15 protein-coding genes are annotated in these 15,332 nt (G+C 58.9%); 3 read left to right on the top strand and 12 right to left on the bottom strand.

Annotation, left to right across the window (positions count from 1 at the left end; all coding sequences use genetic code 11):
- Positions 1 to 19: 19 nt before the first annotated feature.
- From CAter10_RS18455 to CAter10_RS18415, 9 genes are all read right to left on the bottom strand, one after another.
- Entirely contained in the window at positions 20 to 442 is a 423-nt protein-coding gene (locus tag CAter10_RS18455; RefSeq protein ID WP_061534566.1) for a CopD family protein, read from the bottom strand.
- A gap of 219 nt (positions 443 to 661) precedes the next feature.
- A complete protein-coding gene (locus tag CAter10_RS18450) occupies positions 662 to 1,927 on the bottom strand; it encodes a glutamate-5-semialdehyde dehydrogenase (RefSeq protein WP_061534565.1) in 1,266 nt (421 codons plus the stop codon).
- A 109-nt stretch (positions 1,928 to 2,036) separates the two neighbouring features.
- Positions 2,037 to 3,056 (bottom strand): DNA polymerase III subunit delta, encoded by a 1,020-nt coding sequence (gene holA, locus CAter10_RS18445; protein ID WP_061534564.1) that lies wholly within the window; start codon positions 3,054 to 3,056, stop codon positions 2,037 to 2,039.
- A 12-nt stretch (positions 3,057 to 3,068) separates the two neighbouring features.
- Complete coding sequence (locus tag CAter10_RS18440; RefSeq protein ID WP_236905413.1) at positions 3,069 to 3,650, bottom strand: LPS-assembly lipoprotein LptE; 582 nt, start codon at positions 3,648 to 3,650, stop codon at positions 3,069 to 3,071.
- A 103-nt stretch (positions 3,651 to 3,753) separates the two neighbouring features.
- Complete coding sequence (gene leuS / locus CAter10_RS18435) at positions 3,754 to 6,399, bottom strand: leucine--tRNA ligase (protein WP_061534563.1); 2,646 nt, start codon at positions 6,397 to 6,399, stop codon at positions 3,754 to 3,756.
- Positions 6,400 to 6,820: 421 nt separating this feature from the next.
- Positions 6,821 to 7,252 (bottom strand): ExbD/TolR family protein, encoded by a 432-nt coding sequence (locus tag CAter10_RS18430; protein WP_061534562.1) that lies wholly within the window; start codon positions 7,250 to 7,252, stop codon positions 6,821 to 6,823.
- Between the two features lie 41 nt (positions 7,253 to 7,293).
- Positions 7,294 to 7,986 (bottom strand): MotA/TolQ/ExbB proton channel family protein, encoded by a 693-nt coding sequence (locus CAter10_RS18425; RefSeq protein WP_061534561.1) that lies wholly within the window; start codon positions 7,984 to 7,986, stop codon positions 7,294 to 7,296.
- Positions 7,987 to 8,104: 118 nt separating this feature from the next.
- Positions 8,105 to 8,911: a 4-hydroxy-tetrahydrodipicolinate reductase gene (gene dapB / locus CAter10_RS18420; RefSeq protein WP_061534560.1), complete on the bottom strand. Its 807-nt coding sequence runs from the start codon at positions 8,909 to 8,911 to the stop codon at positions 8,105 to 8,107.
- Positions 8,912 to 9,022: 111 nt separating this feature from the next.
- Positions 9,023 to 9,613, bottom strand: coding sequence for an outer membrane protein assembly factor BamE (locus CAter10_RS18415; RefSeq protein ID WP_061534559.1), 591 nt, complete (start codon positions 9,611 to 9,613; stop codon positions 9,023 to 9,025).
- A gap of 74 nt (positions 9,614 to 9,687) precedes the next feature.
- Between CAter10_RS18415 and fur the strand changes: the two genes are divergently transcribed.
- Entirely contained in the window at positions 9,688 to 10,116 is a 429-nt protein-coding gene (fur, locus tag CAter10_RS18410) for a ferric iron uptake transcriptional regulator (RefSeq protein WP_061534558.1), read from the top strand.
- A 34-nt stretch (positions 10,117 to 10,150) separates the two neighbouring features.
- Here the strand turns inward: fur and CAter10_RS18405 are convergent, their stop codons facing one another.
- From CAter10_RS18405 to CAter10_RS18395, 3 genes are all read right to left on the bottom strand, one after another.
- Positions 10,151 to 10,513: a TfoX/Sxy family protein gene (locus tag CAter10_RS18405; RefSeq protein ID WP_061534557.1), complete on the bottom strand. Its 363-nt coding sequence runs from the start codon at positions 10,511 to 10,513 to the stop codon at positions 10,151 to 10,153.
- Between the two features lie 22 nt (positions 10,514 to 10,535).
- Positions 10,536 to 11,558, bottom strand: coding sequence for a heat-inducible transcriptional repressor HrcA (gene hrcA, locus CAter10_RS18400; protein ID WP_061534556.1), 1,023 nt, complete (start codon positions 11,556 to 11,558; stop codon positions 10,536 to 10,538).
- A gap of 108 nt (positions 11,559 to 11,666) precedes the next feature.
- Complete coding sequence (locus tag CAter10_RS18395) at positions 11,667 to 12,413, bottom strand: HAD family hydrolase (protein WP_082797984.1); 747 nt, start codon at positions 12,411 to 12,413, stop codon at positions 11,667 to 11,669.
- 31 nt (positions 12,414 to 12,444) lie between these two features.
- On the opposite strand from CAter10_RS18395, the gene CAter10_RS18390 reads away from it, so the two are divergent.
- Both CAter10_RS18390 and recN read left to right on the top strand, forming a co-directional pair.
- The gene (locus CAter10_RS18390) at positions 12,445 to 13,374 is read left to right on the top strand and encodes an NAD kinase (protein WP_061534555.1); all 930 of its coding nucleotides are present in this window, start codon (positions 12,445 to 12,447) and stop codon (positions 13,372 to 13,374) included.
- Positions 13,375 to 13,510: 136 nt separating this feature from the next.
- A complete protein-coding gene (gene recN / locus CAter10_RS18385) occupies positions 13,511 to 15,181 on the top strand; it encodes a DNA repair protein RecN (RefSeq protein WP_061534554.1) in 1,671 nt (556 codons plus the stop codon).
- Positions 15,182 to 15,332: the final 151 nt, after the last annotated feature.

The raw sequence follows: 15,332 nt of genomic DNA, 5'->3' as shown, positions 1-15,332 counted from the left end.
GGCGAGTCCTTGGACAGGGTTAGAACGGTTTGACCACAACCAGGATCACGATTGCCAGCAACAGGATCACCGGTACTTCGTTGAACCAGCGGAACCAGGTGTGGCTGCGTGTGTTAACGCCGTTTTCAAATTTCTTCAGCAAGCTGCCGCAGGCATGGTGGTAGCCAATGACAAAAATCACCAGCAACAGCTTGACGTGCATCCAGCCGTTGCCCGGCCCCTTGCCGATGCCGTAACCAAGCCATAGCCAGGCGCCGAACAGTATGGCCGGAATCGATAGTAGCGACATGAAGCGATACAGCTTGCGGGCCATCAGCAACAGGCGCTGGGTCGCCACGGTTTCAGTTTCCTGCGCCAGGTTGACCAGGATGCGGGGCAGATAGAACAAGCCGGCAAACCAGGAGGCGATGAAGACGATATGTAGCGATTTGATCCAGAGCATGAAGTTTCCTTTTTGATTATTGCGGGAAGGGCGATGCGTTTGCTGATGACGTCAGGCAGTCCGGGTCCTTGTGCGCCGGACCAATAGCTTGAACGGGGCAGCAGTGTCGGTTTCGATGGCGCGAAACTGCTGTAGCCCGACTCAATATATCGGTTTAATGGTTTCTCAATGCCGCCGACATATGCTGCCTACTTAATAAGGAAGCATGCCGCGACGGAATCATTCGCGTACCTGTCCTTGTCCAAACACCACATACTTCAGCGAGGTCAGGCCTTCCAGGCCAACTGGTCCGCGTGCATGCAGCTTGTCGTTGGAAATGCCGATCTCGGCGCCCAGGCCGAATTCGAAGCCGTCCGCAAAGCGCGTTGACGCATTGATCATGACTGAAGCCGAATCCACTTCGCGCAGGAAGCGCATTGCCCGCGAGTAGTTTTCGGTAACGATGCTGTCGGTATGCTGCGACGAATAGGTGTTGATGTGCGTAATCGCCTCATCAACATCGGCGACGATTTTGACTGCCAGGATCGCGGCCAGGTATTCGGTGCTCCAGTCCTCTTCGGTGGCCGCGCTCAGGTGAGGATAGCCTTGCAGCAGGGCACGCGCTTCGTCGTCGGCGCGCAGCTCTACTTCCTTGGCGCGGTACAGCTGCGCCAGCGCCGGCAAAACCCGGGGCGCGATGGCGCGCGCCACCAGCAGGGTCTCCATGGTGTTGCAGGTGCCGTAGCGGTGGCATTTTGCGTTGAAGGCGATCGGCAGCGCCTTGTCGAGGTCTGCCTGGTCGTCGATGTAGACGTGGCAAATGCCGTCCAGATGCTTGATCATTGGCACGGTGGCTTCCTTGATCAGGCGTTCGATCAGGCCCTTGCCGCCGCGCGGCACGATCACGTCGACATATTGCGGCATGGTGATCAGGGCGCCTACCGCAGCGCGGTCGGTGGTGTCGACCACCTGCACCGCATCTTCCGGCAAGCCGGCGCCGGTTAGACCTTCCTTGACCAATTTAGCCAGCGCCTGGTTGCAATGGTGGGCTTCCGAACCGCCGCGCAGGATGGTTGCATTGCCGCTCTTGATGCACAGGCCGGCGGCATCCACGGTGACGTTCGGCCGGGCTTCGTAGATGATGCCGATGACGCCGAGCGGCACTCGCATCTGGCCGACCTGGATGCCGGTGGGGCGGTATTTCATGTTCGAGATTTCACCGATCGGATCGGGCAGGGCAACGATTTGCTCCAGCCCGGCGACCATGGTGTCGATCGCCTTGTCCGATAGCGTCAGGCGATCAAGCATGGCCGGCGCCAGACCGTTGGCGCGCGCCGCGTCGAGGTCGAGCTGGTTGGCGCTGCGTAACAGCGCGGCATCGCGGCGGATGGCGGCGGCGATCAACGCCAGCGCGCGGTTCTTGGCGGCGGTGTCGGCGCGTGCCATGGCGCGCGATGCGGCGCGGGCGCGTTGTCCGACTTCGGTCATGTATTGCTGGATGGTCATCTGTCTATGTATCTCTGTCTATACATCTCTGTTGATATAGCTCGGTTTTTAAGCGTCTGGTTTTCCTGCCTTCTGTGGCCGCCAGGATCCGGCCGTCATGCGCAATGCATCACTGAGGTCGTGCAACTTTCAGCCCGAGCTGCAGCAAGGCATCCCATGCATCGCCGGAAAACGCCTTGGCGCGCAAGCCCTTGACCATCTTGTCGACCTGCGCCGCGTCTTTCAACGCGGCTTCCAGCGTCGCCACGCTCAGGCGCCGTAACGCCGGTTCCATCAGGCGTTCGCGCGGCCCCCAGATCCGGTATTCCTTGAGCAGCGCTGCAATCGGCCGTCCTTGCGCAGCCGCCGATTTCAATTTCAGCAAGGTGCGGATTTCTTCCGAGACCGCCCACAGCACCAGCGGCAGCGCTTCGCCTTCGCCTTTCAGGCCGTCCATCATGCGCACCAGGCGCGTCGCATCGCCGACCAGCATGGCTTCGTTCAGCTTGAATACATCATAGCGCGCGACGTTGAGTACTGCATCGTGGCACTGTTCGAAGCTCAACTTGCCGGGTGGGTGCAGCAAAGCCAGTTTCTGGATTTCCTGGTGCGCTGCCAGCAGGTTACCCTCGACCCGGTCGGCGATGAAATCCAGCGACTGGCGGTCGGCGCTTTGCTGTTGTGCCGCCAGCCGCACGCCGATCCAGCTCGGCAGATGGGAGCGCTCCACCAGCGGAATGTCGATATACACTGCAGCCTGCTGCAGGCTGGCGACCCAGGCCGCCTTTTGCGTGGCCCAGTCGAGTTTGGGCAGGCTGATGATCGTGACGTTGTCTGGATTCAGTGTGGCTGCGTAGTTTTGCAGGGCCTGGCCGCCGTCTTTGCCGGGTTTGCCGCCGGGAATCCGTAGTTCGACCAGTTTCTTGTCGCCGAATAGCGATTGCGACTGGTTGGCCGCCAGCAATTCGCCCCATTTGAAGCTGCGGTCGACCACCAGCACATCGCGCTCGCTGCAGCCGTTGGCGCGTGCGCTCTTGCGAATCTTGTCGGATGCCTCCAGCGCCAGCAGATGCTCGTCGCTGGTGATCACATACAAGGGCGCTAGAGTTTTGGCCAGATGGCCGTCGAGCGCGTCAAAACGCAGTTGCATTGCCGGATCCTGTTACTTAACTGCCGGCGCAGCAGCAGGCGCCGGTGTTGCTTGCTGATCTGCTTGATTGCCGGCCGGCGGTTGCTCCGACGGTTCGACCTGGGTCGGCACGCCGCTCTTGATCGCGGCCAGACGGCGCAGGATCTGCTGGACCATGTCGGTCTGCATGTCGCGGTACAGCAGCACCTCTTCCGCAGCTTTCGACAATTCCTGCGACGAGTTATAACTGATATCGCGCTTCAACGTGATCTGTGTCGGTGGCAGCAATTCTTTCTTGTTGGCATCGAGCACACGGAAGGTCAGCTTGTAATACAGCAGATATTCGCTGGCCCGGCCTTGGCTGTTAAGGATCAGAACGACTTTCTCACGGGTTTCAGCTAGCACTTGCAAGGTCGCCTCGGCGCCTTCCTCAGTCGGCAGCACGACCGTATTACCGCTGGCCAGGATATTGCGCTTCAATTCCACGCCGAGCGGCGAGGTCGCGCCGAAGGTCATGTAGATCGATTTGAATGGCAGGTTTGCCGAAGTGCGCAGATGGAAGCCGCAGGCAGACAGCAGCGCGCCGTAAGCAGCAGCAACGGCCAGCGCAACCAAGAACGGGAGGCTGCAGACATTCCGAGAGACATTCTATTCAGCATTCGGGCATTCCTTGTTTCAAGATTGAAGGCCGGACTGGCTAGTCCGGCCGCACCGCGAGTTACGCGACGATATTGACCAGCTTGCCGGGCACCACGATGATTTTCTTCGGTGCGCCTTCGAGGTACTTCTGTACATTCTCGTTGGCCAGCGCAGCTGCTTCGATGCTGGCCTTGTCGGCATCCTTGGCAACGGTGATGCTGCCGCGCAGCTTGCCGTTGATCTGGATCATCATTTCGATTTCGCTCTGCTCCAGCGCTTTGGCGTCGACCTGCGGCCATTCCGCATCAAGCAGATCGCCATGCACCGCGGCGAAGCCGAGTTCCTGCCACAGCGCGTGGGTGATATGCGGCGCCACCGGGTTGAGCACCCGCAGGAAAATCGACAGGCCTTCAGTCAGCACCGCATTGCTGGCCGGCGACTGGTCGAGCTTGGCGCCATCCAGCGTGTTGAGCATCTTCATACAAGCCGACACGACCGTGTTGTACTGGATCCGCTTCAAGTCGTGATCGGCTTGCTGCAAGATCTTGTGCACTTCACGTCGCAAGGTTTTATGCACGTCGCTCAAGCCAGAAAAATCGGCATTGACGGTTGGCGTGATGTTGTCCTTGCGCGCATGGCCGAACGACCATACTCGGCGCAGGAAACGGTTCGCGCCTTCGACGCCGGTACCGGACCATTCCAGGGTTTGTTCCGGCGGCGAGGCGAACATGGTGAACAGGCGCGCGGTGTCGGCGCCGTACTGGTCGATCTGGGCTTGCGGATCGATACCATTGTTTTTTGACTTCGACATTTTTTCGGTGCCGCCGATTTCCACCGGCTGGCCATCCGATTTCAGGGTGGCCGTCAACGGCCGTCCCTTGTCATCGAAAGTCAGTTCAACATCTTCCGGGTTGAACCAGGTCTTTTTACCGCTGGCGTCTTCGCGGAAATAGGTTTCGTTGAGCACCATGCCTTGCGTCAGCAGGTTGGTGAACGGCTCGTCATACTTGACCAGACCGAAGTCGCGCATGACCTTGGTCCAGAAGCGCGCATACAGCAAATGCAGCACTGCATGCTCGATGCCGCCGATGTACTGGTCCATCGGCATCCAGTAATCGTTGCGCGAATCGACCATGGCTTCATTGTTGTTCGGCGAACAATAGCGCATGTAGTACCACGACGAATCGACGAAGGTGTCCATCGTGTCGGTTTCACGGCGCGCCGGCTTGCCGCATTTCGGGCAGTCGACATGCAGGAATTTCTCGTGCTTGTTGAGCGGGTTGCCGCTGCCGTCCGGCACGCAGTCTTCCGGCAGGATCACCGGCAGATCTTTTTCCGGCACAGGAACGTCGCCGCAATCGCCGCAATGGATGATCGGGATCGGGGTGCCCCAGTAGCGCTGGCGTGAAATGCCCCAGTCACGCAGGCGATAGGTGATTTTCTTTTCACCCAGGCCATGCGCCGCCAGGTCGGCAGCCACCGCGTCAACGGCTTGCTGGTAGTTGAGGCCGTCGTATTTGCCAGAATCGACACAGACGCCGTTTTCCTTGTCGCCATACCATTCGTGCCAGCTTTCGTCGGAATAGGTCTTGCCTTCGATAGCGATGACGGGACGGATCGGCAATACGTATTTCTGCGCGAAAGCGAAGTCGCGTTCGTCGTGCGCCGGTACGCCCATCACGGCGCCATCGCCGTAGGTGATCAGGACATAATTGCCGACCCATACTTCGATCTGCTGCCCAGTCAACGGATGCGATACATACAGGCCGGTCGGCATGCCTTTCTTTTCCATCGTTGCCATATCGGCTTCGATGACGCTGCCCTTCTTGCATTCGGCGATGAATTCAGCCAGTTCAGGATTGCTCTTGGCGGCGAAAGTGGCCAGCGCATGTTCTGGCGCCACCGCACAGAAGGTCACGCCCTTGATGGTGTCGGCGCGAGTGGTGAAAACCCACAACTTGCCGTCCTGGATCAGTTGGCCGTTTTCTTCGATCTTGTGCGGGAAGGCAAAGCGCACGCCGGTCGACTTGCCGATCCAGTTGGCCTGCATCAGACGCACCCGTTCCGGCCAGCCCGGCAGCTTGGTTTCAACGTTATCCAGCAACTCTTCGGCGTAGTCGGTGATCTTGGCGTAGTACATCGGGATTTCACGCTTCTCGATCAAGGCACCGGAGCGCCAGCCGCGGCCGTCGACCACTTGCTCGTTGGCCAGCACGGTCTGGTCGATCGGATCCCAGTTTACGGTGCCGGTCTTCTTGTAGACGATGCCCTTTTCCAGCATCTTCAGGAACATCCACTGATTCCACTTGTAGTATTCTGGCGTGCAGGCAGTCATTTCGCGCGACCAGTCGATCGCCAGGCCCATCGCTTCCATCTGTTTCTTCATATGGGCGATGTTGGCATAGGTCCATTGCGCTGGCGGCACGTTATTGGCCATCGCGGCGTTTTCCGCCGGCATACCGAACGCGTCCCAGCCCATTGGCATCAGCACGTTATAACCGTTCATCCGCAGATAGCGGTACATCACGTCATTGATCGTGTAATTGCGCACATGGCCCATGTGCAGCTTGCCCGAAGGGTAGGGCAACATCGAGCAGGCGTAGAACTTCTTCTTTTCCTGGCCGTTCTTGTCCTTGGCGTGTTCGACCGCTTTGTAGGCGTCTATCGATTGCCAATGGTCTTGCGCTGATTTTTCGACATCGATTGGGCTGTATTTTTCTTGCATGACGGGATGTGGCTAAAAGGTGAATGTTATTCCGCTCGCGGTATCAGACGAACCAGACGTCGGGCCGACGGCGATAAGCCAAGCAGCCGCGACGAACTCGCGAATTCTGGTCGTTCCTGATGCGAAGCGGAATGGGAACTTGCCGGATCATTAAATCATGACCCCGAACCGGTGATTATACTGGTTCGGATGCCGCTTTAGCGTATAGGGCTCGTGGAGTCGCGCGACGCAGTGGGGGAGGGCGGTTCAGGCGTCGTCGAATGTGGCCGCAAAAGCGGCCGGCGCAGCCTGGACTATGCGTTCGGTCGATGCCACGCGCCTTCTTGCTTTCGGGCATTTGCGGGGCGGGATTTGTTGCAGATCGGCGACGGGAATGGTGTCGGAAGAGAGCCTATAGCCGCCGTCCGCACGGCGCCAAGGATTACTTGGCAGCCGCAGTTTTACTTGGGACGGTAACGAAGCCGATCTTGGTCAGACCGTTGTTTTGTGCCAGTGACATGACCTGAGCCAGGGTTTCATAGCGGGTGTCCTTGTCCGCGCGCAGCTGCAATTCCGGTTGCGGTTGGTGCTGGGCGGCCTCAACCAGGCGGCTTTCCAGGTCGGCTTCTTGCACCGGCTGATCATTCCAGAACATTTTTCCGGCGCGGTCGATCGACAGTGATATCGTCTCCGGTTTTTCCGGCGCCGGCGCCGACTGCGCGGTAGGAAGGTCAACCTTGATCGCGTGCGTGAAGAGCGGCGCGGTAATGATGAAGATCACCAGCAGCACCAGCATGACGTCGACCATCGGCGTGATGTTGATATCCGCCATTGGCGCCTGGTTCTGATTGTCGTTGAAACCGCCGAAAGCCATGGTTTGCTCCTCTTAGTCGCTACGTGCAGATGGGCAAATGATTACTTGCCGACCCGGCTGCCGGTTGTCAGGAAAGCATGCAGGTCGTGCGCAAAAGCATCGAGCTCAGCCAGCGTGATCCGATTGACCCGGGTGAATGCGTTATAGGCCAGCACCGCAGGTATCGCTACCACCAGGCCCAGCGCGGTCATGATCAGCGCCTCGCCCACCGGGCCGGCGACTTTGTCGATCTGGATGGTGCCAGCGCTGGAAACCGCCTCCAGTGCATGATAAATGCCCCAGACCGTACCGAACAAGCCGACGAACGGCGCGGTCGAACCGACCGATGCCAGCAAGGTCAGGCCGCTTTCCAGGCGCGAGGAAACGCGGTTGATTTCGCGGCGCAGGGTGCGCGTGATCAGCTCACCCGGATCGGATGCAGCGTTCAGCGATGCTGCGGGCGTGCCGGGCGCCGGCGGTTTGATGGCGGCGGCATCGGCCGCTTGGCTGGCGAGCGGCGAATAGACATTTTCGGTATCGAAAGGCTTGATGCCGGCAATCGCGACTTCCAGCGTCGAGGCTTGCCAAAAATCGTCCAGTGCTGCTGCGCTGCGGCGGATGCGCCAGGAACTCCAGGTTTTCGACAGGATATAAAACCAGCTGACCACCGACATCAGCACCAGCACATAAGCCACCGAGTGAGAAACCGCGTCAGTTTGCGCCCAATATCGCGCCAGTCCGAGAGATTGATCCATGTCGTCGATCCGAGAAAGTATTTATTGCAAAACCAGCATCAGCGTGCGGCAGGCGACTTGTCGCCGCCTATCTACACGCAGTTGGAGTCAATTGTGCCGATTCAGGTTCATCGGCATTTCAGCGCAGACCCAGCACATCCTGCATGTCGAACAAGCCGCTACTCTTGTCGCGCAGGAAACGTGCCGCGCGCAAGCTGCCGTGAGCGTAAGTGACGCGGCTGGAAGACTTGTGCGTGATTTCAATGCGTTCGCCGATGCCTGCAAACAGGACGGTGTGATCGCCAACGATATCGCCGCCGCGGATCGCAGCAAAGCCGATCGATGACGGATCGCGTTCACCGGTGACGCCTTCGCGCGCGTAGACCGCGACATCGTCCAGCTTGCGGCCCTGTGCGTTAGCGATCACTTCACCCATCATCAATGCCGTGCCGGATGGGGCGTCGACCTTGTGGCGGTGATGCGCTTCAATGATTTCGATATCGTAACCGTGCGAAAAACTCTTGGCGGCCAGTTCCAGCAGCTTCATCGTGACGTTGACGCCGACACTCATGTTTGGGGCAAACACAATTGCGGTCTTCTTGCCGGCGGCGGCAATCGCTGCCTTGCCGGCTTCGTCGAAACCGGTGGTGCCGATGACCATCTTGATGCCGTGGGCGGCGCAGTATTCGAGATGCTTCAGCGTTCCTTCCGGACGGGTGAAGTCGATCAGGTAGTCAGCCCCAGCCAGGCCTTTGGCCAGGTCGGATTCGATCAGGACGTTGGCGGGCTGGCCGAGAAATGCAGCGGCATCGGTGCCCAGTTCCGGCGCATCCGGTACGCCGAGCGCACCGGCGAGTACTGCATCGTCGGCGTTCTGGATAGCTTCCACCAGCATGCGCCCCATGCGCCCCGAAGCACCTGCAACGGCAATTTTCATCTGAGTCATTATTAAATCGACGATCTGTACGGTTGGTCTGTTAACTTGCAGTCTGATTGGAGACAGCCAAGCCCGCCGCATTGCGGCGTTGCCTGCATCCTGTCCCGCAACAAAAAATAATCAGTTTTTCGAAGGAGCGGGAGCTGCCGGCACCGACGGCGCTATCTCGACATTCTTCACACTCTTCTTGGCTTCTGCGGCGCCGCCGGAAATCCGCGCCAGGTAGTCGGTTTCGGTCGGCAGGTTGCCGCCTTCGATCCGGCTCAGCAGATTGCCATTGAAGAACGCGGTCACTTTGCTGGAAGTGACTTCACCATTGCCTTTTTGCAGGCGGAACACGTAATCCCAGCGATCAGCATGGAAAATATCCGTCAGCAACGGCGTGCCCAGCGCAAAGCGCACCTGTTCGCGGGTCATGCCTTCTTTAACTTGCGCCAGCATTTCTTTCGAGACAAAGTTTCCTTGCTGGATATCGATGCGATATGGGGAAAAAATGCCAAGGAAGCGACGATGCTTGACGGTCTGGACACCGCTGCCGTCGTCTGTGCTGACAACAGGTGCCGGTGCCAAGGCAGCGTCGGTATTGACTGGCGCTGCGGCGGGAGAGCCGTCGATCAAGGGATTTTTCGAGGCGCAGCCGGCCAAAGCGGCCATCAAGACAACTGCAGCGGTCAAAGCGGAGGTACGGACAGGGGAGAGCAACATTCGCATAAGGATCTCAATTGATTGAGCAACTGTGCTAAAACGCTATATGATAAAGCAGATCATCCATTTGTGACCAAAACATGCCGAACAATCCATCCGAACTGAAAGCCAGCGGCCTCAAAGCCACGTTGCCACGACTTAAAATCCTGGAAATTTTCCAGAATAGCGAGGTGCGTCACCTGAGCGCTGAAGACGTGTATAAAATTTTGCTGAGCGATAATCTCGATGTCGGTTTGGCAACTGTCTATCGCGTATTGACCCAATTTGAACAAGCTGGACTGTTGCAGCGCAACCACTTTGAAACCGGTAAGGCTGTGTTCGAGCTCAACGAAGGCTCGCATCACGACCATCTGGTTTGCCTGGACTGCGGCCTGGTCGAAGAGTTTTACGACGAAGAAATTGAAAAGCGCCAGAAAATCGTCGCCAAGGACCACGGTTTCGAAATTGCCGACCATGCGCTGGCCTTGTACGGTCATTGCCGTGATTGCCGCAAGAAAAAAGGTCAATAGTTCAAGGGGCGATTGTCCTTAATCTGATTGTTTTTCAGCGTTTGCGCGGCTTGCCTGCTGGCTTGGCATTTGCCTTGCGCAGCGCCGCAGCATAGGCCAAGCGCGCCCACGGCAGCATCGCCGGGGGTGAATCCAGCGCCTCTTCAGGCGCTGACCAGTAGCTCGTCTCGATCTGCTTCCCCCTGCTTTCATAGACGAACGGCCTGCAGCCGGCGGCGGCAAATTGCGGTCGGGTTGCGTCGTCGACCTTGAGAAACAGATCGCCATCGAACACGATGCCAATCATCACGCCGTCATGGTAGATGCCGTAGCCGCCAAACATCCTGCGGACGCTGATCGCGCCCAGAGGCGTCAACAATTCATGGATGTAGTCGATGAGCGCGTCGTTGCGGGACATGTGCCGGTGCGGTTGACGCTGCTTAGCTGTGGCTCAGTGCGTTCGACAATAGCTTCGCGGTGATGTTGACGATCGGGATCACCCGTTCGTAAGCCATGCGGGTAGGTCCGATCACGCCCAACGTGCCGACGATCTTGCCGTTGACTTCATACGGCGCCGTGACTACGCTCATTTCATCCATCGGCACCAACTGCGATTCGCCGCCGATGAAAATCTGCACGCCGGTCGCCTTGCCGGAGATGTCGAGCAATTGCATCAGGCTGGTCTTTTGTTCAAACATGTCGAACAGCTTACGCAGGGAATCCATGTTGGAAGACAGATCGGTCACACTGAGCAGGTTGCGCTCGCCCGAAATCACTACTTCGTCGCTGTTGTCGGTCATGGCGTCGCTACCGGCTTCGACCGCAGCCTGCATCAGCCAAGTCATATCGTCACGCAGCTTGCGCAATTCGCTCTGCAGGCGCAGGCGGACGTCATCGATGCTGAGGCCACCGTAATGCTGATTGATGTAATTGGCTGCTTGCACCAGTTTCGCGGGACTGTAATCGACATCGGTCAGTAGCAAGCGATTCTGGACATCGCCGTTGGGGCTGACGATCACCAGCAAGATACGTTTTTCCGACAGCCGCAGGAATTCAATCTGCTGGAAAATCGATTCGCGCCGCGGCGTCAGCACCACGCCCGCAAAGTGTGACAGCGAGGACAGCACCTGCGCCGCGTTGGTAATGATTTTCTGCTGCGAATTCGGCTGCAGGCGCGCCTGCATTTTCGATTCCAGCGCGGTCTCGTCGATCGGATCGACCGTCAGCAGGGTGTCGACAAACATGCGGTAGCCGCGCGGCGTGGGCACTCGTCCGGCCGAGGTGTGGGGACTGGCGACAAAGCCCATCTCTTCCAGGTCGGCCATGATGTTGCGGATGGTCGCCGGCGACAGCTCCAGGCCTGAAATTTTGGACAAGGCGCGCGAGCCCACCGGTTGGCCGTCGGCGATATATCGTTCGACCAGGGCTTTGAGCAGGGTTTGGGCGCGGTTATCTAGTTGCATATCAGTATTTTAGTGTACCAACCGGCAGTATGGTGTATCAAAAATGGTAGAACCCCACGAGTTAGCTTGCCAGCGGCTTATGGATGCACTTATACACTGTTTTTGTTATCAGTCCCTAGTTTGCTCTAGCCACGCCTCCAGCTGTTCCAGGCTGGTAAAGCTCGCTTGTGCCGTGATGCCGTCCGGCAGCACCCGGTCGAAGCGATTGATCCAGACCGCCTGCAACCCGGCTTGCTGGGCGCCTGCCACGTCCAGTAGCGGATCGTCGCCGGCATACACGGTTTCTTCGGGGGCAACTTGCAGCGCGGCACAGGCAGCGTGGAAAATCGCCGGATCGGGCTTGGCGCGGCCGAAGCGGTGGGCTGCGATCGAGGTCTGGAAATGTTGCGCCAAGCCGATCTTGCCGAGATCGGCGAAGCCGTTCGACACCGTACCCAGCAGCACGCGACGCTGCAGCCGGGCCAGTGCCGGCTGCACATCGGCGAATGGCGTTACCGCATGGCGTGCTTCGGAAAACACGTCCATCGCGGCATCTACCTTACGGACATCTTCGCCGACGCCAGCAAACGCTTCAGTGAGGACGGCATGGCGCAATTTCCACAGGTCGATCCGCAACGCCGGGTCGGTCGCGGCCAGCTCCATACGGCGTTGGCGCAAGCTGTCGATACTGGATTGACGGGTGACGGCGGGAGCATTGTCGACTAGCCATTCAAACAATAATTGTTCGGCGCGCGCGATCACCGGGCCGATCGGCCAGAGCGTATCGTCGAGGTCGAACAGGACCGCCTTGATGGCAGGCGGCTTGCCGAACAGAGTCGGCGAATTATTCGTGCGGTGCATGTGCGTATCCTTCATGGCAAGCCTAAATTATGGTCTAATCGCCAGCATGTGGCCTATAAAATTACCTTCTCAGCCGGATTTGTCCGATCCTTCGCCAAAAACCATTGCGATCGTCGGCAAGTATTTTGCCGTCGGCATTTCCGAATCGCTGACCGAAATCATCGGGTTTTTGCAGAGCCGCGGCCATCATGTCGTGCTCGAAGCCGAGACTGCACAGAATGTTTCCATGGCTGGCATTGCTGCGATGACACCGGCGCAGATCGGCGAGCAGGCCGATGCCGCGATTATCGTCGGCGGCGACGGCACCATGCTCGGTATCGCCCGCCAGTTGGCGCCCTACGATGTGCCGTTGATCGGCATCAACCAGGGCCGGCTCGGATTCATCACCGATATCTCGCTGGAGCGGATGCTGCCGGTGCTGGCCGACATGCTTGACGGCATGGTCGAATCGGAACGGCGCAGCCTGCTGCAGGGTGTGGTGATGCGCGAGGACCAGCAGATTTTCAGCGCGCTGGCGTTCAACGATGTGGTGGTGTCGCGCGGCGCCGCTTCCGGCATGGTGGAGTTGATGGTCGAGGTGGATGGCCGCTTCATGTACAACCAGCGCTCCGACGGCCTGATCGTGGCAACCCCGACCGGCTCCACTGCGTACGCGCTGTCGGCTGGCGGTCCGTTGCTGCATCCATCGCTGGGCGGCATGGTGTTGGTGCCGATTGCGCCACATGCGTTGTCGAACCGCCCGATCGTGATTCCCGACAGTAGTGAGATCGTGATTGAAATCGTCAACGGCCGCGATATCAGTGTCAATTTTGATATGCAATCGCTGGCCAGCCTGCAACACGGCGACCGCATACTTGTGCGACGCTCAGAGCACACGATCACCTTTCTGCATCCCGCCGGCTGGAGCTATTACGACACCTTGCGGCAAAAGCTGCACTGGAACGAGTATCCGTCGGCAGAAGGCAAGCTGAAGTAAACTATTGATGAGCGAGACAATGGCAAATACGCCATTGTTAAGCCATTGATGCATTTTGATAACGACGTCGCCTCAGGTCGGCGTCGTGTTTTATTCTGAATCCCCGTACCTATTTTTAAGCCATTTCCAGACTCCCATGCTGCGTACACTTTCCATCCGCGATTTTGTCATTGTCGATGCCATCGAGCTTGAGTTCGCCGCCGGCTTTACCGTTTTCACCGGCGAAACCGGCGCCGGCAAATCGATCCTGATCGATGCGCTGGCACTGGCGCTGGGCGGCCGCGGCGACGCCAGTGTGGTGCGTGAAGGCGCGGCCAAGGCGGATGTGATTGCCGAGTTCGTGCTCGGTAACGGCGCTGCCGATGAAGTCGACGTCTGGTTGCAGCACAATGAATTCAGCAGCGATGAAGGCGTGATCCTGATGCGTCGCGTGATTGACAATGCCGGCCGTTCCAAGGCGTTCATCAACGGCGTGGCGGCGACTGCCGGGCAGTTGCGCGAACTGGGTGAAATGCTGGTCGATATCCACGGCCAGCATGCGCACCAATCGTTGCTGAAGAGCGACGCACAACGGCTGCTGCTGGATGGCCAGGCTGGCTTGCAGGATGACCTGCTGGCGGTGGCCGCTGCCTTCAAGAGCTGGCGTTCGCTGGCGCGCCAGCGCGAAGAATTCGAAACCAACGCCAAGAATGTATTGCTGGAGCGCGAACGGCTCGAATGGCAGGTCGGTGAACTGGAAAAACTGGCGGTCAAGCCCGGCGAATGGGACGAGATCACCAACGAGCACAGCCGCCTGTCGCATGCCGCCAGCCTGATCGAAGGCGCGCAGGAAGCGCTCAACGTGATTTCCGAAAATGACGCAGACGACACGCCGCCGATGCTGTCGCAGCTGTCGGCGCTGAATCAGAAAATCAGCAAGCTGGTCGATGTCGACAGCACTCTCAAGCCGGTGCTGGAAGCGCTGGAGCCGGCGCGCATCCAGTTGCAGGAAGCGGTCTACGCGTTAAACGATTACCTGAGCCGAGTCGAACTCGATCCGGCGCGCCTGCATCAGGTGGAAGACCGGATGGAGGTGATTCATTCAGCCGGTCGAAAATTCCGTCTGGCGCCGGACGAATTGCCGCAGGAACTGGAGACGCTGTCGGTGCAATTGCGGCAACTGGCCGACGCCAGCGATCTCGACGCCATGCGGGCGCAGGAAGAAAAATTGAAATCGGCCTATCTGGCGCTGGCGCAAAAGTTGTCGAAGGCGCGCGCCAAGGCGGCCAACGCGCTGGGTACGGCGGTGACCGCGGCGATGCAGGACTTGAGCATGAGCGGCGGCCGTTTTGCGGTTGCCCTGAATCCGTGCGAGCCGGCTAGTTATGGCGTCGAGCAAGTCGAATTCCTGGTCGCCGGCCATGCCGGCGTGGCCCCGCGGGCGCTGGCGAAAGTAGCATCCGGCGGCGAGTTGGCGCGGATTGCCCTGGCAATTTCGGTGATCACATCCAGTTCTACCGCAACGCCGACCCTGATTTTTGATGAGGTCGATAGCGGCATCGGCGGCGGCGTTGCCGAGGTGGTCGGGCGGCTGCTGAAGCGGCTTGGGCAGGATCGCCAGGTGTTGTGCGTGACGCACTTGCCGCAGGTAGCCAGCCAGGCCAACCAGCATTTCCAGGTCAGCAAGCAAAGTCAGGGCAACAAAACGGTGTCGGCAATCGATGGCCTCGATGCCAAGAACCGGATCGAAGAAATCGCCCGCATGCTTGGCGGCCTTGAAATTACTGCGACGACGCGCAAGCATGCGCGCGAGCTGCTTGCACTGTAAGCCGAAGGGTGGGCAAGTTTTTTGCCCACGCGTTGCAACGATAAGTGGCGTGGTGCAACCAGAGAGCAACCAGAGATTCCTAACGTGACGCGTGGGCACAGGCGCCCACCTTGCGCCGGCATTTAATATTATCGCGATATCCATCGCGTCC

This window comes from Collimonas arenae (assembly GCF_001584165.1).
Classification (GTDB): domain Bacteria; phylum Pseudomonadota; class Gammaproteobacteria; order Burkholderiales; family Burkholderiaceae_D; genus Collimonas; species Collimonas arenae.
This window is presented reverse-complemented; position numbering and strand designations above follow the sequence as displayed.